The organism is Terrimonas rubra, from assembly GCF_042686025.1.
Taxonomy (GTDB): Bacteria; Bacteroidota; Bacteroidia; order Chitinophagales; family Chitinophagaceae; genus Terrimonas; species Terrimonas rubra.
Window position 1 is genome coordinate 1,076,526 of record NZ_JBHUOZ010000001.1, and the last position, 21,830, is coordinate 1,098,355.

The 21,830-nt window shown below is 41.4% G+C and carries 24 protein-coding genes; 8 read left to right on the forward strand and 16 right to left on the reverse strand.

The features are described from left to right. The first annotated feature begins 13 nt into the window (after positions 1-13). Positions 14-637, forward strand: coding sequence for a LysE family translocator (locus tag ACFS6H_RS04645; RefSeq protein WP_386095703.1), 624 nt, complete (start codon positions 14-16; stop codon positions 635-637). Between the two features lie 222 nt (positions 638-859). On the opposite strand, the gene ACFS6H_RS04650 is transcribed toward ACFS6H_RS04645, so the two are convergent. Then, complete coding sequence (locus ACFS6H_RS04650; protein WP_386095705.1) at positions 860-1,549, reverse strand: response regulator transcription factor; 690 nt, start codon at positions 1,547-1,549, stop codon at positions 860-862. Beyond that, a complete protein-coding gene (locus tag ACFS6H_RS04655) occupies positions 1,546-3,036 on the reverse strand; it encodes a sensor histidine kinase (RefSeq protein ID WP_386095708.1) in 1,491 nt (496 codons plus the stop codon). Before ACFS6H_RS04655 ends, ACFS6H_RS04650 begins: the two co-directional genes overlap by 4 nt. A 119-nt stretch (positions 3,037-3,155) precedes the next feature. Here ACFS6H_RS04655 and ACFS6H_RS04660 point away from each other — a divergent pair, with 119 nt between their 5' ends. Further along, positions 3,156-4,388, forward strand: a complete 1,233-nt coding sequence (locus ACFS6H_RS04660; protein WP_386095711.1) for a redoxin domain-containing protein — start codon at positions 3,156-3,158, stop codon at positions 4,386-4,388. Positions 4,389-4,524: 136 nt separating this feature from the next. Here the strand turns inward: ACFS6H_RS04660 and ACFS6H_RS04665 are convergent, their stop codons facing one another. The 3 genes from ACFS6H_RS04665 to ACFS6H_RS04675 are packed head-to-tail and all read right to left on the reverse strand — an operon-like array spanning position 4,525 to position 7,124. Continuing rightward, positions 4,525-5,673 (reverse strand): beta-ketoacyl-ACP synthase III, encoded by a 1,149-nt coding sequence (locus ACFS6H_RS04665; protein WP_386095714.1) that lies wholly within the window; start codon positions 5,671-5,673, stop codon positions 4,525-4,527. 4 nt (positions 5,674-5,677) lie between these two features. Further along, positions 5,678-6,589 (reverse strand): hypothetical protein, encoded by a 912-nt coding sequence (locus ACFS6H_RS04670; RefSeq protein WP_386095717.1) that lies wholly within the window; start codon positions 6,587-6,589, stop codon positions 5,678-5,680. A gap of 25 nt (positions 6,590-6,614) precedes the next feature. Next, positions 6,615-7,124 (reverse strand): hypothetical protein, encoded by a 510-nt coding sequence (locus ACFS6H_RS04675; protein WP_386095719.1) that lies wholly within the window; start codon positions 7,122-7,124, stop codon positions 6,615-6,617. Positions 7,125-7,364: 240 nt separating this feature from the next. On the opposite strand from ACFS6H_RS04675, the gene ACFS6H_RS04680 reads away from it, so the two are divergent. The 5 genes from ACFS6H_RS04680 to ACFS6H_RS04700 all read left to right on the forward strand — a co-directional run bounded on the left by ACFS6H_RS04680 (position 7,365) and on the right by ACFS6H_RS04700 (position 11,493). Then, complete coding sequence (locus tag ACFS6H_RS04680; protein WP_386095722.1) at positions 7,365-7,901, forward strand: hypothetical protein; 537 nt, start codon at positions 7,365-7,367, stop codon at positions 7,899-7,901. Between the two features lie 377 nt (positions 7,902-8,278). After that, the gene (locus ACFS6H_RS04685) at positions 8,279-8,617 is read left to right on the forward strand and encodes a hypothetical protein (RefSeq protein ID WP_386095725.1); all 339 of its coding nucleotides are present in this window, start codon (positions 8,279-8,281) and stop codon (positions 8,615-8,617) included. Positions 8,618-8,860: 243 nt separating this feature from the next. Beyond that, positions 8,861-9,730, forward strand: a complete 870-nt coding sequence (locus ACFS6H_RS04690) for a DMT family transporter (protein ID WP_386095728.1) — start codon at positions 8,861-8,863, stop codon at positions 9,728-9,730. Positions 9,731-10,283: 553 nt separating this feature from the next. After that, complete coding sequence (locus ACFS6H_RS04695; protein ID WP_386095731.1) at positions 10,284-10,664, forward strand: helix-turn-helix domain-containing protein; 381 nt, start codon at positions 10,284-10,286, stop codon at positions 10,662-10,664. A gap of 73 nt (positions 10,665-10,737) precedes the next feature. Further along, positions 10,738-11,493, forward strand: coding sequence for an SDR family oxidoreductase (locus tag ACFS6H_RS04700; RefSeq protein ID WP_386095734.1), 756 nt, complete (start codon positions 10,738-10,740; stop codon positions 11,491-11,493). Between the two features lie 92 nt (positions 11,494-11,585). Here the strand turns inward: ACFS6H_RS04700 and ACFS6H_RS04705 are convergent, their stop codons facing one another. From ACFS6H_RS04705 to ACFS6H_RS04745, 9 genes are all read right to left on the reverse strand, one after another. Next, a complete protein-coding gene (locus ACFS6H_RS04705) occupies positions 11,586-12,239 on the reverse strand; it encodes a hypothetical protein (protein WP_386095737.1) in 654 nt (217 codons plus the stop codon). 89 nt (positions 12,240-12,328) lie between these two features. Then, positions 12,329-12,589 (reverse strand): hypothetical protein, encoded by a 261-nt coding sequence (locus tag ACFS6H_RS04710; RefSeq protein ID WP_386095740.1) that lies wholly within the window; start codon positions 12,587-12,589, stop codon positions 12,329-12,331. Between the two features lie 36 nt (positions 12,590-12,625). After that, a complete protein-coding gene (locus ACFS6H_RS04715) occupies positions 12,626-13,309 on the reverse strand; it encodes a hypothetical protein (protein WP_386095743.1) in 684 nt (227 codons plus the stop codon). Between the two features lie 189 nt (positions 13,310-13,498). Next, on the reverse strand, positions 13,499-14,104 hold the full coding sequence (locus ACFS6H_RS04720) for a hypothetical protein (protein ID WP_386095746.1): 606 nt from the start codon (positions 14,102-14,104) through the stop codon (positions 13,499-13,501). Positions 14,105-14,127: 23 nt separating this feature from the next. Then, positions 14,128-14,736, reverse strand: coding sequence for an HNH endonuclease (locus tag ACFS6H_RS04725; RefSeq protein ID WP_386095749.1), 609 nt, complete (start codon positions 14,734-14,736; stop codon positions 14,128-14,130). A gap of 220 nt (positions 14,737-14,956) precedes the next feature. Next, positions 14,957-16,258, reverse strand: coding sequence for a hypothetical protein (locus ACFS6H_RS04730; RefSeq protein WP_386095752.1), 1,302 nt, complete (start codon positions 16,256-16,258; stop codon positions 14,957-14,959). Positions 16,259-16,574: 316 nt separating this feature from the next. After that, a complete protein-coding gene (locus tag ACFS6H_RS04735) occupies positions 16,575-17,309 on the reverse strand; it encodes a hypothetical protein (protein WP_386095755.1) in 735 nt (244 codons plus the stop codon). Between the two features lie 172 nt (positions 17,310-17,481). Next, on the reverse strand, positions 17,482-18,801 hold the full coding sequence (locus ACFS6H_RS04740; RefSeq protein ID WP_386095758.1) for a DUF4831 family protein: 1,320 nt from the start codon (positions 18,799-18,801) through the stop codon (positions 17,482-17,484). A 6-nt stretch (positions 18,802-18,807) separates the two neighbouring features. After that, on the reverse strand, positions 18,808-19,704 hold the full coding sequence (locus tag ACFS6H_RS04745; protein ID WP_386095760.1) for a caspase family protein: 897 nt from the start codon (positions 19,702-19,704) through the stop codon (positions 18,808-18,810). A 284-nt stretch (positions 19,705-19,988) separates the two neighbouring features. On the opposite strand from ACFS6H_RS04745, the gene ACFS6H_RS04750 reads away from it, so the two are divergent. After that, a complete protein-coding gene (locus tag ACFS6H_RS04750) occupies positions 19,989-20,552 on the forward strand; it encodes a hypothetical protein (protein ID WP_386095763.1) in 564 nt (187 codons plus the stop codon). Positions 20,553-20,557: 5 nt separating this feature from the next. On the opposite strand, the gene ACFS6H_RS04755 is transcribed toward ACFS6H_RS04750, so the two are convergent. After that, entirely contained in the window at positions 20,558-21,460 is a 903-nt protein-coding gene (locus ACFS6H_RS04755; protein ID WP_386095766.1) for a helix-turn-helix domain-containing protein, read from the reverse strand. 3 nt (positions 21,461-21,463) lie between these two features. Continuing rightward, positions 21,464-21,808, reverse strand: a complete 345-nt coding sequence (locus ACFS6H_RS04760; protein ID WP_386095769.1) for a hypothetical protein — start codon at positions 21,806-21,808, stop codon at positions 21,464-21,466. Positions 21,809-21,830: the final 22 nt, after the last annotated feature.

Here is a 21,830-nt window from a genome sequence, read left to right on the forward strand (position 1 = left end):
AGGTCCAAGTACTATGACAGAAGCATTACTAAAAGGTCTGACGTTTGGTTTATGGCTAAGTTTAGCGGTAGGACCCGTATTGTTCTCTATCATCAAACAAAGTCTGAATAATGGATACAGGGGCGGTATAGCTTTTGTACTGGGTGTTTTTGCCAGTGATGTGTTACTCGTGCTGGTGAGTAATATTTTTTCAGAATTCTTTAACCGGGTAAGCGGCCTGCAGAAAGAGATAGCTTTTGTTGGCTCCGTTTTTTTAATTACACTGGGCATTTACTTTTTATTCTTCAAAAAAACGGTGATCAATGATAATGCCGGCGTAATGGTCAAATTCCGCAAAAGAGATTATGCACGAATTTCGCTCTCCGGTTTTTTTATGAACCTGCTGAACCCCGGGGTATTTGTTTTCTGGATCTATGCTTCCTCGGTGGTGGTTTCCCAAACCACTAATCACCGGATTATAGTTTTTGTCACCTGTTTATTATGGGTATTGAGCACAGACCTGTTAAAGGTTTTCCTGGCCGATAAGATCCGCAACCGGCTTACACCCAAAAACATTCATATCATTAACCGGCTCAATGGCGCTATTTTGCTGGGCTTTGGGGCAGTGTTGCTTTGGGGGGTATTTTTTTATAAGTAAGGGTTAGTTCATAGTTGATAGGTCATGGTTCAAAGTACAAAGGCCAGAACCTGATAGTTGTTTTTTGAACCACAGCGTACCCCAGAGTTGGTTCACAGCGTACCGCTGAGTTTCCCTCTGTAATTAATGCACATTTAATAAAAGCCAATTAATAAAAGGGTCTCTGCATCTTTCTCCGTGTAACTCCGTGAAAACCGCTGTGCAACTCTGTGGCGAATATTTTTAATAAATCATCTTATAACCGATCCCTCTTACATTAATAATCTTTACACTACTATCGGTACTAAGATATTTCCTGATCTTGCTTATGAACACGTCCAGGCTTCTGCCCGAAAAATAATCGGTATTGCCCCATAAGGTTTGCAACAGGTAATTACGTTGCAGGGCTTCGTTGCGGTTCAACAATAACAACTGTAACAGGTCGGCTTCGCGGGAGGTGAGCTGCTTTTTTTGTTTGCCGTATAATAATTCACCTGCCGGATAATGAAAGCGGAAGGCGCCGAATACCCATACCCGGGCTTCGGCAGATCTGATAACCGCACTGTTTTCTTTACGTAACAACGATTTCATCCGCACCACCAGTTCGGCAATACTGAACGGCTTTTTCAGGTAATCGTTGCCGCCTAATTCAAAACCTTTTACTACATCATCGGTTTGTGAGCGGGAGGTAAGAAAAATAACGGGTGTATAGGCATCGGCCTTTCTCAGTTCCTGTATAAAATCAAAGCCACTGCCGTCCGGCAACATGACATCGGCTATAATAATATCGGGGTTATGCTGACGGTATAAAAGCATGGCCCTGGAAACAGTAGGCGCATGGCATACCTCAAAGCCTTTTGCTTCCAGGCTTTCTTTCACTATTTCTGCCAGGGCAGGTTCGTCCTCAATAAATAAAACTTTTTCTGCACTCATAATGGCCATGATAAAATAACGGTGGTGCCTTTCCCTTTGGTGCTTTTGATCTCAATTTTTCCCTGGTGTGCTTTCATGATCTGCAGCACAAAATTCAATCCCAGTCCATACCCCTTAACCGCATGGTTAGGTTTAGGCTCCCGGTAAAACTTATCAAATACATGCGGCAGCGAATCGGCAGCAATGCCTTCCCCACTATCCCTGCAATACATATAAAAATACTTATCGTCAGCAGTACAGGTAATAGCTATATGCACAGCTTCTCCAGAATACTTCACGGCATTGTCCAGCACATTGGTAAGTGCCTGGTTAAAAAGTTCGGGGTCAGCAGGTATAACCGCTACATTGGTTTCATTGTTAAAACGGTAATTAACCTTTTTACCGGAAGCTATTTGTAGCCGCTCTATAATTGCCTGCAGGCTGCCGGCTACCGGAATATTTTGTCGCTGTACCGTTAATGTTTTATCATATACCGAAATATCCAGTATATGATCGATAAGTCCTCCCAAGCGTTTTGTTTCATTAGCGGCATGCTCCAGGTAACGTTGCTGTTGTTGCTTACTGGTATCATCATCCTGTAATGCTTCAATGGCCGCGGCAATGGTAGCTACGGGTGTTTTTAACTCGTGGGTAATATTGTTTACAAAATCGTTCTTGATAACAGCCAGTTTTTTTTCATAAAACAAGGCCTTCAATAATAACCAGGTCACCAGCGCCACTAAAATAACCAGCAATACCGAGCCGGCTAAAACCCATTTCATCTGTACAAAAACATAACCCACCGGGTTGTCAAACACGGCCCGTACATACTGCTCTTTAGGTGCCCACCACTTATAGGTGGGCAGGGCTTTGGTAACAACAGATCCGGCTTTTAACCATGTAGCCGGTGTTTTAATATAATGCGACAGGCTATCGTTTGCGGCCGTGTAAAAATGAAAACGGGTATGAATATTTTGCTGCGCCAGGTGCCGCAGCAATACGGAGCGTAAGCGGGCCGTATCAAAACTATAGGCTTTAACCTTATCCTGTACAAAATGTCCCAGGCTTTGAATACGGAAATACACCACATGATTCTCCAGGTCTTCAGTACGCAGGTTACGGGCATACTGCCGGGCTATTTTCCGTTTATAAGCGGTATCACCGGCTCTTAGGGAGTCGGGTAAATTGAGGGAGCTGAAAGAGGTATGATCTTTTTTATCTTTAGCGCTATAAATATGATGAACCATGCCCTTTAAAGTAGCGAAGGTTTTGCTGCTGATTACAAAGGCGGTGGTATCCATCAGTTGTTCCGTCAACAACTGCTCAACAGTATCACAACGAAGCCGGAACTCCTCCCGTATCGCATCTTCAAACACCAGGTTCACCTGCCTCTCAAAATTAAACAGGGCGCTGCGGTAATAATTCTTTATCCAGTAAAACTGTAAAACAATCACCCCGCCTATGGCCAGCAGGCAGATCGTTAATAATAACCGGATATTTTTTACCATACTACAAATATAAAACTTGTAAAAAGCTTCCCCGGACCGTTAACAAACAATAACATTCGGTAACAGGCGCTTAACGCTGCGGCAGCAAAAGGGGGTGGACATTTGGTAAAAATAAAGACATGAAAAAGTTTATCACCATCGCCCTCCTGTTTTATGTACTGCAGGCAACAGCACAGGAGCCGCTGTTAACCACCGGCAGCGCTTTTCCCGATATGGTCATTAATAATATCAGTAATGCGCCGGTAAAGGAGTTTTACCTGGGTAAAGCAAAGGACAATAAGTTTTACATTCTTAACTTCTGGGGCACCTGGTGCAGTCCCTGCATTCCCGAGATGGATTCGCTGGCAAAACTGCAACAACAATTTGCCGGTAAAATACAGGTAATTGCTGTTTCCGATGATAATGAGGCAAGAAAGAAAAAGTATTTGCAAAACAAACCCTCGGCTATATGGCTGGCTACCGACACCAGTTATACCCTGTATAATATGCTGGGCCTGGCTTACGTGGGCCAGAGTATTATTGTAAACCCGGCTAAAAGAATTGTGGCCATGGTAAGGACCGACTCTATCAATGCGCAGTTGTTACAGGCCGTACTAAAAGGCGATACGGTGAAAATGAGCGCAGGTATTAAAGAAACACTTATTGCTTCGGGTAAAGATGAGTTTGGGGTGGACTCTTTAATGCCCCATAGTTTTACCATCAGGGGTTATAAAAAAGGGCAACGCAGCATGGGCAAACTTTACTGGGACCATCCGGTATATGGTAATCGGCGTGCTTCCTGGTTTAATGTAACGATCGGTTTACTGTACCGGGCGGTCTATGGCATTAAATCTTACGGAAAGCAGGAGTTGTACGAAGGCGGTGTAACCGAAGCTGACGTAAACGGCCACGATAACAATGATAAAAGCGCTTTATACTGTGTGGACATACTGGTACCGCCGGGGAAAGAAGACAGCCTGCATAGTATACTCCGGCAATACCTCAACAATCATTTACCGGTGCAGGCCAGGCCGGAAAAAAAAGTAATACCGGTATATGTGCTCAAACAAAAGCCGGGTGCAACCCTTACTATTATGCCATCTGTTGCTGCAACCAGCTCTATGGGTTTCAGCGGCCGGGGTTATACCGGCACCAAAGTGACGTTAAAGGATTTTGCCGATAATTACCTGTCCAACGAACTCGGTTTACCGGTTGTTGATGAAACAGGGCTGGCAGGATACTACGATATTAAAACAGATGTGGAGCAGCGGGACTTTGCCGGCATTATAAAATCAATAGAAGCGCTGGGCCTGGTGGTGGAAAAGGCAGAAAGAGAAATGCCTGTTATCGTGTATTATAAATTAAATAAATAAAAAAGCCGCTGGTAGCACTGCTGTTAAACGGAGCGTCGCAACACAGGTTTCATCAGGGTACTGCAGCTGGTTAAACAAAAAAGCATATCGTTTTGATATGCTTTTTTTTTATGTTGTAAACATTTATAATTGCCGGTTAAACTACCGTGAGCAAACCGTACATATAGGAAAAACGGGAGCTTTCCGGCACCAGTAAAAATATCTTCTCGCCTTTTTTCAGCTGGCCGCTATGGAAAAGTTCGTCCATCATTAAATAAATGGATGCTGCGCCAACATTCCCTACGTTAGGCAGGTTAACAAACCATTTTTCGTAAGGGATAGGAATATTTTGTTTATTGATCTCGTCAAATATTTTGCTGCGGAAAAAGTTGCTGCTCATATGTGGTAAAAACCAATCAATTTCACTGCTCTGTAAACCATGTTTCTCCATGGCTTCCCGCATTTTGGTAATGCCCAGCGGCACTACAAATTCGCCCAGTTGTTTTACATCCTGTTTAATGCTCATGATCGATTTGCCTATCAGGTCTTCGGGCGAATAATCCTTATAGCTGATCAGGGTGCCGTTCTCATCCTTATCGCTGCCCATATACATACAGGGGTCCAGCTCTTTGGCAAAGGATACACCGTCCAGCCAGTCAATACGCAGGCTAAGCCCATCGGTATTCGGCTTATCGCTCATTAATACCACCCCGGCGCCGTCCGATAACATCCAGCGCAGGAACTCTTTTTCAAAACCAATATAGGGGTTCTCTTCCAGGGCTTCCAGTTTGGCGGCTTCATCGTCAAACATCTCGGCACGCATGGTGCGGGATAATCTTTCCGATCCGCTGGCTACAGCCTGGGTAGCTTCGCCTGTGCGTACGCTCATATAGGCATACTTCAGCGCATGCATACCGGCACAGCAAACACCGGATGGCGATACTACTTCAATTACACCGGTTTCCGGCAATTCACCATGCACCATCACGCCGTGCGAAGGCATCAGCTGGTCGGGTGAGGATGTGCCGCATGAAATAAGATCAATGGTCTTTAGCCCCTCGGCAGGGTTAGGAAACAATTTGCGTACCGCCTGCGCCACCATCTGCGCATTGGTATGGGTACTCACCCCGTTTTTATCAATAGCGTAATACCTTTTCGTAATACCGTTATTACGTAATATTAATCTTTTCGATTTGGACGGTTTGTTATTAATGTAACCCAGGTACTCCTCAATATCATCATTTGATACAGGCTCATTTGGTAAAAAATGCGAGGTGTTGGTAATATAAACTTCTTTCAACGACATGATCTTATTTTAATGCTACTCCGGAATAATATTGTTGCTGTTTTTTAATACGTTTTAATTTAAATATGCGGAACAAAAAAAAGTCCACTACATACAGGGTGGGCGCCACCACGCATAAAGCAAACAAAAGGTAATACTTAAATGCGGTTACCCAAGCGGCCCTGTTTTTTTTTCTTTTATTGATCTGTTTGGCCCATATCGGGAAAAGGTGGGCGCCTTTATGTTCAAAAAACATCAGGTGATAATGCACTTTTACCGCTTTCTGCGCCACCAGTGCGGGCTGAAGCCCGCCCCAGTTCTCCTGGTCCAGGTGTTGTAATACAGTACTGCCAAAAACCGATGCATGCTCAATATCTGCGGGTGTAACACCGGGCTTTGGAAAAATGCCCCATTTCCTGTCTGTACGGCCATATAATAACCAGTGTATAATGGTCACCAGGCTTACATAATTATTATGGCGGTCCACAATAGCAATATTACCCACCAGTGTGGCATTGGCCTGCTGTAACAGCAGCTTCACTTTTTCCTGCGCTATCAGCCACATATTGCGGCATCCGCTAATGGTTACTACCGGTGTGCCGGCGGCAACCGCTTTAAAAGCCGGGTGTTGTAATATGGAGTTGGCCGGCAGGCTGGGCGATAAAAACCAGGGCTGGTAGCCAAACAATATCAGGTCGTACTTTGTCTCTTTAGGTGTAAAAGGTTGTAAGGGTACGGGCTGTAAAAACACACAATCCGGCATTTTATGAAAAAAAACCGATGCTTTCCAGGGAAAAGCAAAGGGCTGCTCCGGCTGTACCAGCAACTTTTCCACACTTACCCCGGCCTGTATAAGCGGGCGGGTAAAGCTGTCCATTATTTCCGACAACTGCCCTGTTTGCGTGTAATAAATTGCTAATACCTTTTTATTTGTCATAACCTTGGTGGCTGCCTGTGGTGGTTTATTTAAAATCATCCGGACTAATGATCTTCGATGTTTTGCTATAAGTAACAATAGCCGATTGTACCACAGCCGGCAGGCTCTTATAACCTTTAATGATCATCGCTTTATCCTCGTCCAGGTTCTTTTTATACTTAACAATATTGGGTGCGTTTTCCTGTATCAGTAAACGCAAAAACCGGAACTCAGTATTATCATTATCCCTGCCAATGGCCGCTTCCAGTTTTTCTTTCCCTTCTTTAAATGTACTCAGTTTTTTAGCCGGTCCCGAAATAAGGCCCGATTTGCGCATCAGCAATGCACCTTCAAAAGCCTGTTTCTCGTTATCGCTGCTGTTTTGTACCAACGCCAGCTGGGCCTCAATGGGCTCCAGTTTTGCCAGCCGCAGGGCATCGTATACCGATTTTTTGTCCAGTGCCGGTAACACGGTAAATGCCTGGCCCACTGTTACAAACAGGGCCGCTACGGCAAAAAACAGCATAAAACGTTGAGGTATGCTACTTAATTTCATAAAAAACATGCAAATATAGTTAATTAATAGGCAAGCCGCTGCTTATCAGCCATTACAAGACAAATATTCAACAGCCCGCGTTGCAACATATATAATACAATATTAATACCTAAAAGCCCGGTTTAAACTCTTCTGCTAACAATTTGTTATAAATGGAACAGTTTTTGATAAGTGGTTCTATTATAGTGAAGTATAGAGCTAACTTTGCAAAAATTAATCGTTCATTTAAAATTAACGGATATGAAAAAAGTGTTTTTTTTATCAGCATTTGTATTGGCATTAACAGCGGCAGGATTTTCTCAAAGCGATTATAAAAGCGCCATTGGTATTAAATTCAGCTCCTCCTATTTTGAAAGAGTAGGTGCTACGTATAAGTTCTTTGTAGGCGAGCCACATGGTATTGAGTTAAACCTGGGTGTACGTCCTAACCAGGATTTTGGTTACCTGGCCAGCAGCTACAATACCACGTATTTAACCTTCTCTGCAGCTTACCAGTACCACTTTAACATCCCTGTTGATGGTTTACGCTGGTACGTAGGTGGCGGTGCATTGGGTTATAACGCTTTTTCCAGCTACGATGGTCCTAACAAAAGAGATTACAAAGGCTTTGGTGTAGGTTTATTCCCAACCGGTGGTGTGGACTACAAATTCGCTAAAATTCCTTTGAACTTATCGGCCGACATCCGTCCTACTTTCATCATCGATGGTCCTACTTACTGGAACAGTTTTGATGCTAACGTAGGTGTTTCTGCCCGTTACACTATCGGCAGCAGGTAATACTGAACTGCTAAAAAAATCTTGAAAGAGTTGCCCCGGCAGCTCTTTTTTTATGCCCGAAAACAGGGTCAAAAAACGCTGCATCAAAAATGCCAAAAAACGCAGTATTATTTAAACGGTCATATCAATCTTCCCATCTCTGTACTACATACTAAAATCTCTATACTAAAAACCTCTATACTAAAGTCTATATACTATTCAGGGGCTCTCATCGTCCCGTTCTTTCCTCAGCTGTAGTCCCGGCTTTCCGCTCTACTCCGCCACCCACCCCTGAGCCCGGCCCTTCGGCGTAGTGCCGCTGCAATCCGGCAGCCTTTGAGCTTTTAAGCATCTATGCAACGAAATGGGGGTGTATATGGTCAGTTAAAAAAACGGGTATGAAACATACACTAACTGCCATACTTTGCCTGGCGCTGCTTTGCGGCATCATGGCCTGTAAAAAAAATAAAGATACCAAAGCAGATTGTTACAGGGATAACGCGGTGCGGTACGAAATAAATAACCAGGCGGCTACTGTTCACCAGGTAAACGGCGAATACTATATTGCCGAACAAAACACCATTGACAGCCGGTTATTTCCCTGTAACCTGCCGGCGGAGTTCAGGCAAAATAATATAGCCGTATTGGTGAGCGGCCAGGTTAAAAGTCTTCCCTATAGTGGCACCCGGCCTGCCGGCGATGCCGCCCTCATTATTACCACTATTACCCGCCGGTAACGCATTTATTAAAAAACGGGTATCGTGGTACGAACGGCCGCATCATGCAATTGTCTATATTTGTAGCCAATCAAGGTTAAATAAGCATATTAAAAGTTTTTCCCCTCCAGCGCCTTAATGAATGTTACACAGGGCCCTGCTTATGGCCGGTTATGCCGGGCTGTAAACACTATGCCCTCCTTCAACTTAATTATTTAATGCTTTCACTTAACTGCTCTTGCGCAACGGGAGTATAACTTTTATATGAAAAAAACATATTTAATGCTGCACCTTGCAGTAATACTGGCCGGCTTTACCGGTGTTTTCGGAAAACTGATCACTGTTAACGAACTAATGCTTACCTGGTACCGGGTACTTCTTTCAGCTATTATCTTATTTTTTGTGGTTAAGCTGTTTAAGGTAAACAGCCAGGCTACCCGGGCTCAAAAAATGCGTATCGGTAAAACGGGCCTGTTGCTGGCCATACACTGGATATTCTTTTACGGCAGTATCAAATACGCCAATATATCTATAGGGGTAGTATGTTACTGTTTAACCAGTTTTTTTACGGCCATCTTTGAGCCGCTTATCAACCGCAAAAAATTCAATATTATACAACTGGCCTTAAGCCTGCTTACGCTTATCGGTATCAGCCTCATCTTTCATTTCGATGCGTCCTATCAACTGGGTATTTTATTAGGCGTTATATCATCGGCTTTTGCGGCGCTGTATACTATTTATAACGAAAAACTGGTCCGGCATTACGATAGTAAACAGATCATCTTTTACCAAATGACGGCCAGCGCCATTGGTGTAACACTATTAATTCCTTTATACTATTACTGTTTCCCGCAGCAACAGTATATACCCACGGGCACTGATATGATCTACCTGTTTTTACTGGCGCTTTTATGTACCGTGGGCCTCTATGTAATGTTTGCGGAAATACTCAAAAAAATATCGGCCTTTACGGTGAACCTTACCTTTAACCTGGAGCCTATTTATGCTATTATACTGGCCTTCCTGTTCTTTAACGAGGGGCAGCAGGTAAACATGTCCTTTTATGTGGGGCTTGGTTTTGTTACCAGTTCCGTGGTGCTGCAAACTATACTGTCTTTAAAAAAGAAAGGATAAAGGTTTATCGCCAAAGGCGATAGAATAGGAATACGAAGCTGCAAGCTTCGTATAGCCATTTGTTACCAGCCTTGGGTGCTGCAACTATACTGTCTTTAAAAAAGAAAGGATAAAGGGTTATCAAGAAAGGCGATAGAATAAGAACAAAGCTGCAAGCTTCATATAGCCATTTGTTACCAGCCTTGGGTGCTGCAACTATACTGTCTTTAAAAAAGAAAGGATAAAGGGTTATCAAGAAAGGCGATAGAATAGGAATAAAGCTGCAAGCTTCATATAGCCATTTGTTACCAGCCCGGGCTACTGCAAACTCTACTATCCTTAAAAAGGAAAGGACAAGGGTTTATTGCCAAAGGCGACAGCATAAGTTTACGAAGTTGCAGGCTTTGCATAGCAAACAATACCAGCTTCAATAACAAAGCCTGCTGCTTTTAAGCAGCAGGCTTTGGCTGTTATAAGAAACACTATCAAAAAACTGAAAAGTTCACCACCTGTACATGTTTTGTTTGGCAGAACTTTAATAGTTGCTTAATTTGTAAGTGCTAAACCGGTTGATATGGAGAACAGGAAAGAAAAGCGGGGTATTGAAATAACCCGGCAGTATTTTGATTTTTTAGACCAGCACATTGAAGATGTGGTAAATGGCCAAAGCCCGGCCTTTATGGAACTGAACCAGATAGCCCGCGAGCTGGCCGTATCACATACCCACCTTACCGATACCATACAAAAAGAAAAAGGCAACCACCCCTGCCACTTCTACGATGCCCGCATCATTGACAAGGCCAAACACCTGCTCATACATACCAATACTTCGGCGGCGCAGGTGGCCATGATTCTTACTTACGACCCTGCCAACTTTTCCAAATTCTTTAAAAAATGGACAGGCCAAACCCCGGGTGGTTTTCGTAAAGCCAATAAAATAAAGACCACCTCCTGAAACTTCCGAAAAGTTCACCACAATGCAGCCCTCACGCTAACCGAGCTTTGTTAAACATTAAAAAATAAATATTATGGCAAGAAATGATGTAAAGGGTAAAGTGATCCTGCTGGCCGGCGGCGGCAAAAACTTAGGTGGTTTATTGAGCCGTAATTTTGCGGCCCAGGGCGCAAAACTGGTAATTCATTATAACAGCGAAAGCACTAAGGCCGATGCGGAACAAACCCTGGCCGATGTGCAGGCAGCAGGTGCGGAAGCCATCCTGGTACAATCCGACCTGACCCAGGTAGACAATATCACCAAACTGTTTGATGCGGCGATAGCCAAATTCGGCGGTATTGATATAGCCATTAACACCGTGGGTAAGGTATTAAAAAAACCTTTTGTTGATACTACCGAGGCCGAGTACGACAGCATGAGCGATATTAACGCAAAAGTGGCTTACTTCTTTATCCAGGAAGCGGGTAAAAAGCTAAACGATAATGGTAAGATCTGTACCATCGTTACCTCGTTGCTGGCGGCTTACACCGGCTTATACTCTACCTACGAAGGTTTAAAAGCACCGGTGGAACATTTTACCCGTGCAGCTTCCAAAGAGTTTGGTGGTCGCGGTATTTCGGTAACAGCGGTAGCTCCCGGCCCAATGGATACACCGTTCTTCTACGGGCAGGAAAGTGATGATGCGGTAGCTTATCATAAATCGGCAGCAGCCCTGGGTGGCCTTACCGATATTAAGGATATTGCCCCGCTGGTGCAGTTTTTAGTAAGTGATGGCTGGTGGATCACCGGGCAAACCATTTTTGCCAACGGTGGTTACACTACGCGATAAAATAATGATGGTCTGTTGCTGACTTAAATGAAAGCCCAAACAAAACCCCGCAGTTTAAACTGCGGGGTTTTGTTTTTATAAAATATAATTGTTTACAGGGTGCCCATTTTTTCCAGCTCTTCCGGTGTAACTACGGTATAACCTTCGGGAACGGTAAGGCTGAATACTTTTTCCTCAACTTTTTTATCAAACTTAGTGGCAACAAACTTAACATTCATACCATTTTGCTCGGTGGCAAACTCCAGAGGCACCCCGTTTACCCCAATATTGGCAAACTGTTCCAGCCCGGCCAGGCTGGCATTTAACTCGGTAGTAAACCAAATAACCAGCTCTTTGCCATCTTCAGTTTTTATAGTGGCCTTGGTACATTTAAAGCCGATGATCTCCTTGGTTTCTTTGGTAATGGCAGCTTTGGGGGCATTTTTTGCAGCTTCTTTATCGGCTTCGGACAATTTATTTTCCACCGCCATTTTTTGGCCCATTACAGACATCAGCATTAAGGATTTATCGCTTTTGCTGTCGGTAATCGTGCTCATATCCATAAAAGCGCCCATCTTAACATCGGCCCTGGCCTTGCCGGCCATAAAAAACAGTTCCATGGTCGATCCCTCCATCATACTGGTGGCCATGGCCATATCGGGGTTATCGCTCGAAAAATCAATTTTATAGCTTATCTGGCCGGTAGCCTGCGCTGTAGCCGCTTTTATGGTAACCAATAATAAAAAGGATAGCAATACTTGTTTCATGATTATTTGTAGTTATTAGAACTGTAAGATAATTGAAAAGCATTGTATTTAAACAATGTTGTTACCGGCGGTATTTCAGCGGGATGAAATTATGTATGCCACCATGAAACAATCTCCGCCGCCAGGTTTTCCGTATTAAATTCCGCATTAAATAAACCCTGAGTAATGGTCAGTTCACTTTCTATTATCCCTTTAATAGGTTCAAGGTTTGCTGCTTTATAAAGACGGGTTAAAATTTTTTCAGCCAGTGAATCAATATCACCGTTATCCGCTATTAAATCCCAGCCGTTTATAATAGTATTCAATTGTTCATGATTAGCCTGGTAGGTATGGGTTATGCTTCTCATCATCTTTTCAAATGAAATTTAAATAAAAATATGGGCGGTTTACTTATTTGCTTCCCCGGCTAAAGAAAACAACTGTTTTCTTATTTTTTCTTTCAGTATATCGTTGTTACCAAACGCAGAAGGATGTAAGCTGTCAAAAAGAGCAATAGCTTTTTCCGGCTGTTGGCAGCGGGCATATAAAAAGGCAAGTACATAATCCGGCGATGGATGGTGCAGGGTATAAGGTGTGCCAATTGTGACCTGTTTTTGGGCTATGGCCAGCAGGGCTTCTATGCTGTTGGCGTTGTTAAACCAGGCTTTCATAACAGGAAGCTGGCTGTTAAACAAACCGGTAATGGACTTGCGCGCTTCTTTATCACCCCAGTGCGAAGCAGTGCCACCAACAACGGTTTGGGCCTTTAAGAAATTGTTGGAGTAGGCTTCCGGCCACTCAAACAGGTGGTGGCAATATTGCCTGGCCGGTTTATAATACACCAGCTTATTGCCGGCTATAACGGGTAAAAAATCAAGGCATACGCCCCAGGTTAAAGTGGCCGAGCCGCCTTTTAATAAACTGTAGGAGAACCCCCGCCTGATCTCTTTTACCGTATGCTCGTGCCAGGTATATTTACCGGTTTTGGTTAAGCCCAGTTGGGCCAGTTGGGGCGTAAGAATTTCCTCCAGCATTTGCTGGAGTGTGGCGGTATTTACCAGGGTTGGAGGGTTTTTAAAAAAAGAGAACATGGTTTAAAGATAAGTACAGTGTATGATAAATATTCAGATGAAGTAGATACTGTTTACTGACGAATAACATATACGGCGGCACTCATATGGTCGGTATGTTTTTCAAATAGCGGGTATTTGTTTTTAGGAAAGCTCAATTACCAGGGTTTCCCGAAAAACGGTATCCGCAGGAGGTGAAATAACAGTTGATTATTTAGTTGGAAAACATTGCGGTCCAACAGCACCTCCTCCATACTCTAATACCAATGTATCGTTATAAGTAATATAGGTACAGCTATCGTTATAATTGTTTCTATTTTCTTTAGAGATAGGTTTTGTAAAAAGATTGTAATAATACTTGCCCATACCGCTGCGTTGAAAGCCAATAGTAAAGGGCTCACCACTTTTTACCGAAATGCAATTGGCTGCATCCAGTTTTTGTTTCAGCAACTTGAATGTTTGCCGGGTCCAGCCTAACATACTTAGCAGTGAATCTACCTTTTTGTTATTTATTTTAATATTCCAGTTATCGCCGGATGTATGGTTGTTCGCTACATGAAAAAAGCGAAGATTTTTATTGTCTTCAAATTCGATATCCACAATAGTATTGGCTGGCACAATGCTATTTACATAAGCCTTCAGTTCGTTAAGCTCTTTTGTTTTAGCCTGGTAATTGTCAATTAAATCCTGTGTTGTGTAATGTTTGTCGCTATCAAAATCAAATGAAAAGGTTAATGCCGTAAATAACATATAACCAACAAATACTAAAAAACCTGCACCCAGTAAGCGGAACCCCCATTTTAATACATTGTTCATGAGGATAAAATTACAATAACCTGCTAATGTATAGCATCGTGGCAGGATTTACAAATGGCCTCCAGCCATTCTATTGGTTCTTTGCCAATATTGTTTTTTGCATATTTTTTATGATGAACTTGGGTAGCTTTTTCTCCACAATGAGCACAGCGCCAGTTGTCACGTTTAAGTACAAGGTATCGTTTTCGTTTCCACGCGGCTGATTTGAGGTAAAAATTCCTATAATACTCACGCCTGGGTAACAATATCCTGTTTATTTGATCCGAGATAAAATCACCCTCTTTCGAATCAATATCGTTATTTGTTTTAGTAACACCTATATAGGATAAAGCCATTAATGCGGCCGCAACAAATACTACAGTCATTATAATGGGCATATCCCGGTTGTGCGTATCAGCAGGCTGGATGGGTTCGGATTTACTGACTAGTTCTTCAGCTTTTCTTTTTGTCGTTTGCTTTTTCATCTTTTTTTTGATAAACGAGCCTTTTGCCGGAGATTTAGGTGAGTCTGCAATTACAGTTTGTTGCGCTATGCCTGGAGTCGGTTTAAAGGAAGTATCGATTGATAAGCTGTCTTGTCCGATGGCTGGATACGAATAAAAGAAAATTATTATGCAGAATATGGTTTTCATATCTTTTCAGAAGTACGGTTATTGGATAACTGGTTACGGCTTGGCGATGTGGTGGTATTTGAAAATCGTCAGCCCGTAACCTCTGCTAAATAAAGCTAAAAAGTTCATTGTTAATTCTATTGCTCATGAGTATTTTATTAGCTGAAACAGAAGCTAATTAACGAACAAAAGGCTGAGAATATATCCGACATTGCCAAACCGCCTGTTGCCTGCTGGGCATTTAGTTTAGACCAGGTGGAATTGGAATGAAATCAAACACCTCCTTTTTGTTGCAATTACGAATGAAAAAATGAAAGGTAGAGTCTATTACTTTGACTGAGGATGTCCCTTGGTCAAAATCAAAAATTGGAGGAGATATTCTTTTTTTAACTTGGTTTGATATTAAAGTCTGTAGAAAATAGCCAATATCGGAAGGTCGAACATTATCGGGCTTATGATGTATTTTTTTTATTTTTGACAACAATACTGATTTTCGAAAGCCTTCCGTAATCTCATCATACTCGCAATCAAATAAAACTTTTAAAAAATAGTAAGGTATGTATAATGGCGTTTCTTCTGCATTTCTAGCTTTTTGCTCAGCAAAGACTTCAAGACTTCTAATGTGTCTTGTTGAATAGTCTTCAAGTTTTTTATTAATTGCAAGTAAAAGATGGTCTTTAGTTATTTCAACAATGTCAGAACCTGTTTTAAATACTTGAGCTGCATGACAGCATTCTTTACATAGTTCTTGAAACACCCCAACGCTATCAAAACACTTTTCAATTAATTCATCAATAATTTCGGAAAAGTCCACACTTAGAAGTGGCTCACCTTCCTTAGCAATCTTTTTTAAATCTTCCTTATTCCAAGGCTCTACAGGTATTTCAAATAGTCTATCTAATAGGTCACCATTAAATTGACCCAATCTATTTTTTTCCTTCCATATTCCTAAAACAATAAAGAGGATATTTGAATCTTCAAATATCCTTAGGTCATATGAAAGTTGCTGCTGAGTTTCTTCAGTTAAGTAGTGAAAGTTTTCTAAGATGATTCGTTTTGTAAAATTTACTTGTTTTAATATTTCGGAAATGTCTTGTGCTAGTTCAAGGTTGAATTCAATTGTTTTATAACTTTTTGTTACTTCTTTTTCAACCTTTCCTGATACTTCTCCTGAAGCTTCACCTTTTCCAAAAAATGGAATTTTCAATGTCGCCTTTGCTCCGACTTTTGCTTCACCTCCATATGTATTAGAAACTTCTTTGGATTCTTCAAATTCAATGTTTAATTGCCGAATAATCGATTTATATATATCGACAGGGGTTGTGTTATGAGAACAGTTTACCTTAATGTAGTTGAACGGAAAAAGATGTTTGTTTGTAAGTGCTGTTTTACCTTGTTTAGATGCTCCATATATAATTATGTGCTTATTTCTGCTAATAGCATCAACAAACCGTTGATCTACTTCTTCTCTTTCGATATATGTTTCAACTTGTTCATTAGAGACTCCGTAAACCTGAGTGGTTAATAAAATATTCCCTTCCATATTTTAAGTTTTTTGGTATGTGTCACGCTAACTTGCAGGCAACATGTAGATTAGTGTAACTATTGAATAACTATTTAATAGTTACGGATAGTATAAGTATATTAATTAATTGCTTAGCAGAGTAGCGTATACAAGTTTAATGATTCGTTAAAGTGGTTAACGTATAGGTGGTGGCTATACGTAGCTAATTTAAATGAATAAATTGAAATTTGCAAACAGGGTTTTTCCTGTTTTTATAAAACTGTAACTACCAACGGCATGGCATTGGTGGGTATAGAATATTCCTTATAGCAAAACCACTTATTACTAATGGTGCTTATTTTAGCTTCATAACTTCTATAGTTTTTGTCAGGTATTTAGGAAAACCTTTGCTTGAAAAATAATCGTAAGAAAAATCTTTTTTTAATTCTTCTCCGCTAATTATCCACTCATAATCAGCAACTAATTGTAATGCTTGCTCAGCAGTTATTGCTGTTTTAATAAATCTGTGCTGTACTTTATTAAAGTCCCAGTCTCCGGAATAGTTTCTTGTTATTGGGCAAATGTCAATAGCCTTATCATTATACCTAAGCACAGAAATATAAATAACAAGGCTGTTATTGCGTATTTCCTGTTTGGCTTTAATTGTGTCGCTTATAATAGTTGCATCTTGATATTCGGGCTCGCAGTCTATTTGCAAAGTTGAGGGGGAGATTTTTACACCTTTTTGATACTTGGAGTTAGCTGTTGTTGTTTGATATTCTTTTTTTGTAAGAGGCTCCATTTGTAGCCCTGTCAACGGAATGTTTTGAGCCGTGTCCTTATTTACATATGTAGGACTGTATGAACCGGAAGAATAAGAACTGCTGCCTGCATTATATGTTCTTGTATGCGGTCTCACATAGGTGCCGTCTTTTCTATAGTAGCCTTTTACACTCGTTGTTCTTTTTTGTGCAAATATTTGCCCAGTTATAAAAAAGGTGAAAATGAATAGCAAGATATTTTTGTAACGCATAACTATAACGGTTTTGAGCATGATGTTGATTCGTTTTTCAAATTTATAGGAAGCCATAATTTTATTTTTACGGTAATCCGTAAACAGAATGGATAAAACCTTCAACTATTCTCTAAATATTGATGTAACAACGGCTTTAATAAAATGAAAAGTTGCCAACAGTTTTTACTATTGGCAACTTTATTGTTTAATATAAGCGGATTTGAATGGGATAATTTATAGTACTGCTTTATTCAGCCACGCCGAGCTCTTTTAACAGGTCGCGTTTCTTTTTTTCATTTTCCAGGCGTTTTACTTCTTTTTCCAGTTTTGTATCGTAGCCTTCGCCTTTCATGGTATTAATAGCATCTGTTGCTAAAGTAGCGGCACTGCCAACCTGGTCTACAAGAATGGCCTTGCCCTCTAAAGAAAGTTTTTTTAACTCACCGGTTACCGGATCAAGTGAAAAAGTTGTTTTTGCTTTCTTTTTACTGTTTATATAACCAATGGTGCCAAACTGTGCCACCTTGCATATTTCATGCAAAACGGTTTTGTTATCAGTATTGCTGATTTTAAGATCAATTTTTTGCGGAATATTAAAAGCAATTCCCTTTTCGGTATTGGCCCTTGCCTGAAAATAAGCAGTTTGCTGTTCGGGCATGAGGGTCATTACCATGTTGTAAGGTTTTTTACCAGCCAGGTTCTCAGTTTTAATATCTTTCCCCCATATGCTGCCGTTAAGCGCCGAGGAAAAAACCAATTCGGCGGAGCTGTTTAACATAAAAAAAGGAATACTGGTTGTGTTTTTCTCAGTAGTAAGCGCTGCATCTTTTTTTGGGGTATAGGTTACTTTGTGAGTAACGATTTTCTTTTTTTCGGTATAAAAAATTTCGGCAAAAGCGGCCTGGTATTGCTTTTCATAAGTTGCCTTCATGTCTTTGTAAACATCATAATTATTGACCATTTCTAATTTACTAAAGTTCTTTAATGCATCATCCAGTTCTTTAAACTTCGGATCTTCCATGCTATCCAGGTCTTTTCCATCAGCCCCTTTAAAAAATGAACCAACAATACTCACCAGTCCGGAAATACCTTTCACCACTATATCAAAAGTTTTATCCTCCCGACTTGATTCAGCATCGGTTAGTATACCATCGGTACCATAGGTGAAGGTAACGGCCTGGTTCTTGTTCCAGCGGCTGCCGGACGATATGTAAAAGATTTTTTCATAATCGGGCACGGCCGCAATATTAAACTTGATAGAGTCATCAATGATGGCAGTTGATACAACAGAAGCATCCGTTTTTAGTTTTTTATACTTATCAGGGTCAAGGCCATACCGTTTCTGCAGGTTTTTTAATTGTGGATCAGAATAATTTACATAAGCTGACTTACGGGAAAGCGTTGTTGTTGCCACAGGTATTTCAACCACAAAGGCGGTTTTAGGCAAAATATAAGCCTGCTGGCCATTAACTTTCCCACCCGGCGGAAGCTGTTCATACGATTGTGCAAAAAGCGAACTTTTGGAAAGTAATGTGATAAGACCGATAAGGAGTAGTTTAATTTTCATATTTTATTATTTAAATGGTGTCTGAATACTATATGTAGATACTGTTCTGCCGATTTCGTGGTACTGCAGGTATTGCCGGTTATGGTACAATATTTTGCCTAGTTCACAAGCCAATCGCCTGAAGGAATATTGGTTCCAGGTATTATTTTGTATGGCGCTTGTAAAAATTCTGTCCAGCCAGTAGGTTAAAAGGCCTCCACTGGCATCGCCGGACGCACCATTAAAATCTTCAGTAGCCCCCATGTACACCAGGTTAAAAGGTTCGTCAACCAGTTTAAGAGAATCCCAGTTACAGTTATTTACCAGTAACTCCTGGTTTTCGATGACCTGTTCGCTTAAATATTTGGTTTCTTTTGTCAGGCCCAGTTTCAGGTCCATCATAACGGTCTTCCATTTCCAGGAGGAGGATGAATGACAGGCGTCAACGATCATGAGGTTGTTTGTTTTGGTAAAGTGTTTTTTGAGAAGAAGGTATATTTCATCATCTACAATAAACTGGTCATAGGCAACCAATACCTGGTCAAACCCGGAAAGCTCATCCCCGTTCTGGTCAGCTACAATATCTCCGTGCCCTGAGAAATAGAATAAAAAAGTATCGCCGGGCTTAATTTTTTTCCCGATGGATATGATGGTATCAAGCACCTTTTTTTTCGTAGCATCTTTATCGGTAAGCGTAATTATTTTATGTTGGAAACGGGTACCAATTCTATTCATTTTATATAAATCGAGCTCTACACCCGAAGTAGCTTCACGGCTGTATTTTTTTGAAATTTTTGCATAAGCTGAGTCGTCAATACTTTTAAGCCCGACAAGTAGTGTATATATGTTGTTTTGTTGCCCAAACAAGTTAACAGAAGCTATAATGAAGAAGGAACAAAATACAAGCAGTTTTATCTTTTGCATTGTTTTAAAGTTGAATGTGAAAAATTCCTACTAATCACTTAAACCCTTTTTGTAGTAACAATAAACCTTGCTAAGCTTAACGTGAAATAGTTTTGAAAGGGGTATGACCGGGAGGGAGTATTCGAGGGGAGGGATCAGCTAATCTATTTCAATAAAACGTTATTACATACAGGGTTTTTCCTGTTTTTCGGACTGGCTTTATAGAGATGCTAAGCCGCCGCTTTACAATGCTTAATAATTGTAAACTATTTATAATTTAAAGATGCTAAAGACGTTGTTATATTATGAAGCTGTTCTTACTTATCATTTGCGTAATTATTTTAGGTGTCGGAACGGCACAGGACACCACATTTTATACCGCCTTTCGCGATGCCATTAATAGTACGGGTAATACCGGCACCGTATTTTATATTGATACGGCCATAGCGTTTTGGCATAAACCTTCGGAATTAGCCAAAAAGAAAACACTACATGGTGTTGAAACCATTAGAGTGAATAAAAAAAACAGCCTGGCGCTAACCAAAAAGGAATTAAAAAGCCTGGATCAACAAGCTAAACAGGCGGCACCAGTGTTATGGCCGGAGGATATGATGCCCGATAGCAGACGGGTAACCAGGGATACAATAAACAGTATTGCCTATCAAAACAGGTGGCGGGATGGGGAAAAAGAAAAGCCTGTTCATTATTATTATTTCAGCCAGCCCATTTATACCCGTAATAATACCCTGCTGATGTTTTATGTATATGATATGATCAATTATTCCGCAGGCTACACTTTTTTATTTGTTTACCGGTTGGAAAAAGAAGGCTGGAAACACAGGTTGGCCATATCAACAGGCGCTTTTTAAAAAGATCAGTTAAAGGATTGCCTGAACTCCAGCGGGCTTTGTTTAGCTTTTGTTTTAAACAATTTACTAAAGGACTGGGAGTGCTCAAAGCCCAGCTCGTAAGCAATTTCGCTGACCGTAAGATCGGTAGTGGCCAGTTTTTCTTTTGCTTTTTCAATCAGTTTTTCGTGGATATGCTGCTGGGTACTCTGGCCTGTAAGCTGTTTTAATAAACTGCTTAAATACTTGGTTGAAATATTGAGGCTGTTGGCAATAAACTGCACACTGGGCAGGCCTTTGGAGCTTAGTTCGGGGTGGCTGAAATAATGCTGCAACAATTCCTCCAGCCGGGTGAGTATTTTGTTACTGCTTATTTTACGGGTAATAAACTGGCGCTCGTAAAAACGCTGGGCATAGGTAAACAACAGCTCCAGCTGGGCTATCATTACATCCTGGCTGAATTTATCGATATTGGAATGATACTCCTGCCGGATATTGGCCACAATGCCATTGATCAGCTCCTCCTCACGGGGCGAAAGAAATAAAGCTTCGTTTACCGCATACCCGAAATAAGCATATTGTTTTATTTTTTGGGCAAGGCCGGTATTCCATAAAAAATCGGGATGAATAAACAACATCCAGCCATCCAGGTTATGCGGTACGCCGCCATCTTCCCCGCGCAGGATCTGCCCGGGAGCCAGGAAGGCCATCAGTCCCTCATCAAAATCGTATTGCTGCTGGCCGTACATCAGTTTATCGCAACCCCTTTTTAAGGATACAACGTAGAAGTCGAATATCACGGCTTCGACGCCATCGGGGTTTTGCAGACCCTTGAGATCGATAAGACTGATAAGCGGGTGCTGCGGGGCGGCATACCCGCCAAGCTGGTGCAACTCCTTAATGGTTTTTATCCTGAATGGTTTGGCCATGGGTTAAAATTTAAAAGGGTATTTAAGCCAGATAAGTACGAGGGGCAGGGCCAGGAAGGGTATTTCCAGCAAGGCCATTTTATAGTTGCCAGCGTTTAAGGACAAGGCCATGATCAACACAATGGTAACCGCGTTTAAAACATTGCCCAGGAAAAAGGTTTGCGGGAAAAGCAATAGGAGGCCTATAATAATTGAGAACACACCAAAATAAGGCATCAGGGTTTTGGTAATACCCAGGTCGGCCATCATTTTGCTTTGTTCGGCATTGGCCGGCTGAAAAGCATCCCAGCCATGTTTCAGGCTCAGGAAAACAGAAGCGGCGAGTAGTATAATGCTGATGATTTTCATATAATCGTTTTACTAAGTTAAA

Coding starts and splice junctions, on each gene's coding strand:
- ACFS6H_RS04645 (WP_386095703.1), top strand. CDS start 14: ATGACAGAAGCATTACTAAAAGGTCTGACGTTTGGTTTATGGCTAAGT.
- ACFS6H_RS04650 (WP_386095705.1), bottom strand. CDS start 1,549: ATGAGTGCAGAAAAAGTTTTATTTATTGAGGACGAACCTGCCCTGGCA.
- ACFS6H_RS04655 (WP_386095708.1), bottom strand. CDS start 3,036: ATGGTAAAAAATATCCGGTTATTATTAACGATCTGCCTGCTGGCCATA.
- ACFS6H_RS04660 (WP_386095711.1), top strand. CDS start 3,156: ATGAAAAAGTTTATCACCATCGCCCTCCTGTTTTATGTACTGCAGGCA.
- ACFS6H_RS04665 (WP_386095714.1), bottom strand. CDS start 5,673: ATGTCGTTGAAAGAAGTTTATATTACCAACACCTCGCATTTTTTACCA.
- ACFS6H_RS04670 (WP_386095717.1), bottom strand. CDS start 6,589: ATGACAAATAAAAAGGTATTAGCAATTTATTACACGCAAACAGGGCAG.
- ACFS6H_RS04675 (WP_386095719.1), bottom strand. CDS start 7,124: ATGAAATTAAGTAGCATACCTCAACGTTTTATGCTGTTTTTTGCCGTA.
- ACFS6H_RS04680 (WP_386095722.1), top strand. CDS start 7,365: ATGAAAAAAGTGTTTTTTTTATCAGCATTTGTATTGGCATTAACAGCG.
- ACFS6H_RS04685 (WP_386095725.1), top strand. CDS start 8,279: ATGAAACATACACTAACTGCCATACTTTGCCTGGCGCTGCTTTGCGGC.
- ACFS6H_RS04690 (WP_386095728.1), top strand. CDS start 8,861: ATGAAAAAAACATATTTAATGCTGCACCTTGCAGTAATACTGGCCGGC.
- ACFS6H_RS04695 (WP_386095731.1), top strand. CDS start 10,284: ATGGAGAACAGGAAAGAAAAGCGGGGTATTGAAATAACCCGGCAGTAT.
- ACFS6H_RS04700 (WP_386095734.1), top strand. CDS start 10,738: ATGGCAAGAAATGATGTAAAGGGTAAAGTGATCCTGCTGGCCGGCGGC.
- ACFS6H_RS04705 (WP_386095737.1), bottom strand. CDS start 12,239: ATGAAACAAGTATTGCTATCCTTTTTATTATTGGTTACCATAAAAGCG.
- ACFS6H_RS04710 (WP_386095740.1), bottom strand. CDS start 12,589: ATGATGAGAAGCATAACCCATACCTACCAGGCTAATCATGAACAATTG.
- ACFS6H_RS04715 (WP_386095743.1), bottom strand. CDS start 13,309: ATGTTCTCTTTTTTTAAAAACCCTCCAACCCTGGTAAATACCGCCACA.
- ACFS6H_RS04720 (WP_386095746.1), bottom strand. CDS start 14,104: ATGAACAATGTATTAAAATGGGGGTTCCGCTTACTGGGTGCAGGTTTT.
- ACFS6H_RS04725 (WP_386095749.1), bottom strand. CDS start 14,736: ATGAAAACCATATTCTGCATAATAATTTTCTTTTATTCGTATCCAGCC.
- ACFS6H_RS04730 (WP_386095752.1), bottom strand. CDS start 16,258: ATGGAAGGGAATATTTTATTAACCACTCAGGTTTACGGAGTCTCTAAT.
- ACFS6H_RS04735 (WP_386095755.1), bottom strand. CDS start 17,309: ATGGCTTCCTATAAATTTGAAAAACGAATCAACATCATGCTCAAAACC.
- ACFS6H_RS04740 (WP_386095758.1), bottom strand. CDS start 18,801: ATGAAAATTAAACTACTCCTTATCGGTCTTATCACATTACTTTCCAAA.
- ACFS6H_RS04745 (WP_386095760.1), bottom strand. CDS start 19,704: ATGCAAAAGATAAAACTGCTTGTATTTTGTTCCTTCTTCATTATAGCT.
- ACFS6H_RS04750 (WP_386095763.1), top strand. CDS start 19,989: ATGAAGCTGTTCTTACTTATCATTTGCGTAATTATTTTAGGTGTCGGA.
- ACFS6H_RS04755 (WP_386095766.1), bottom strand. CDS start 21,460: ATGGCCAAACCATTCAGGATAAAAACCATTAAGGAGTTGCACCAGCTT.
- ACFS6H_RS04760 (WP_386095769.1), bottom strand. CDS start 21,808: ATGAAAATCATCAGCATTATACTACTCGCCGCTTCTGTTTTCCTGAGC.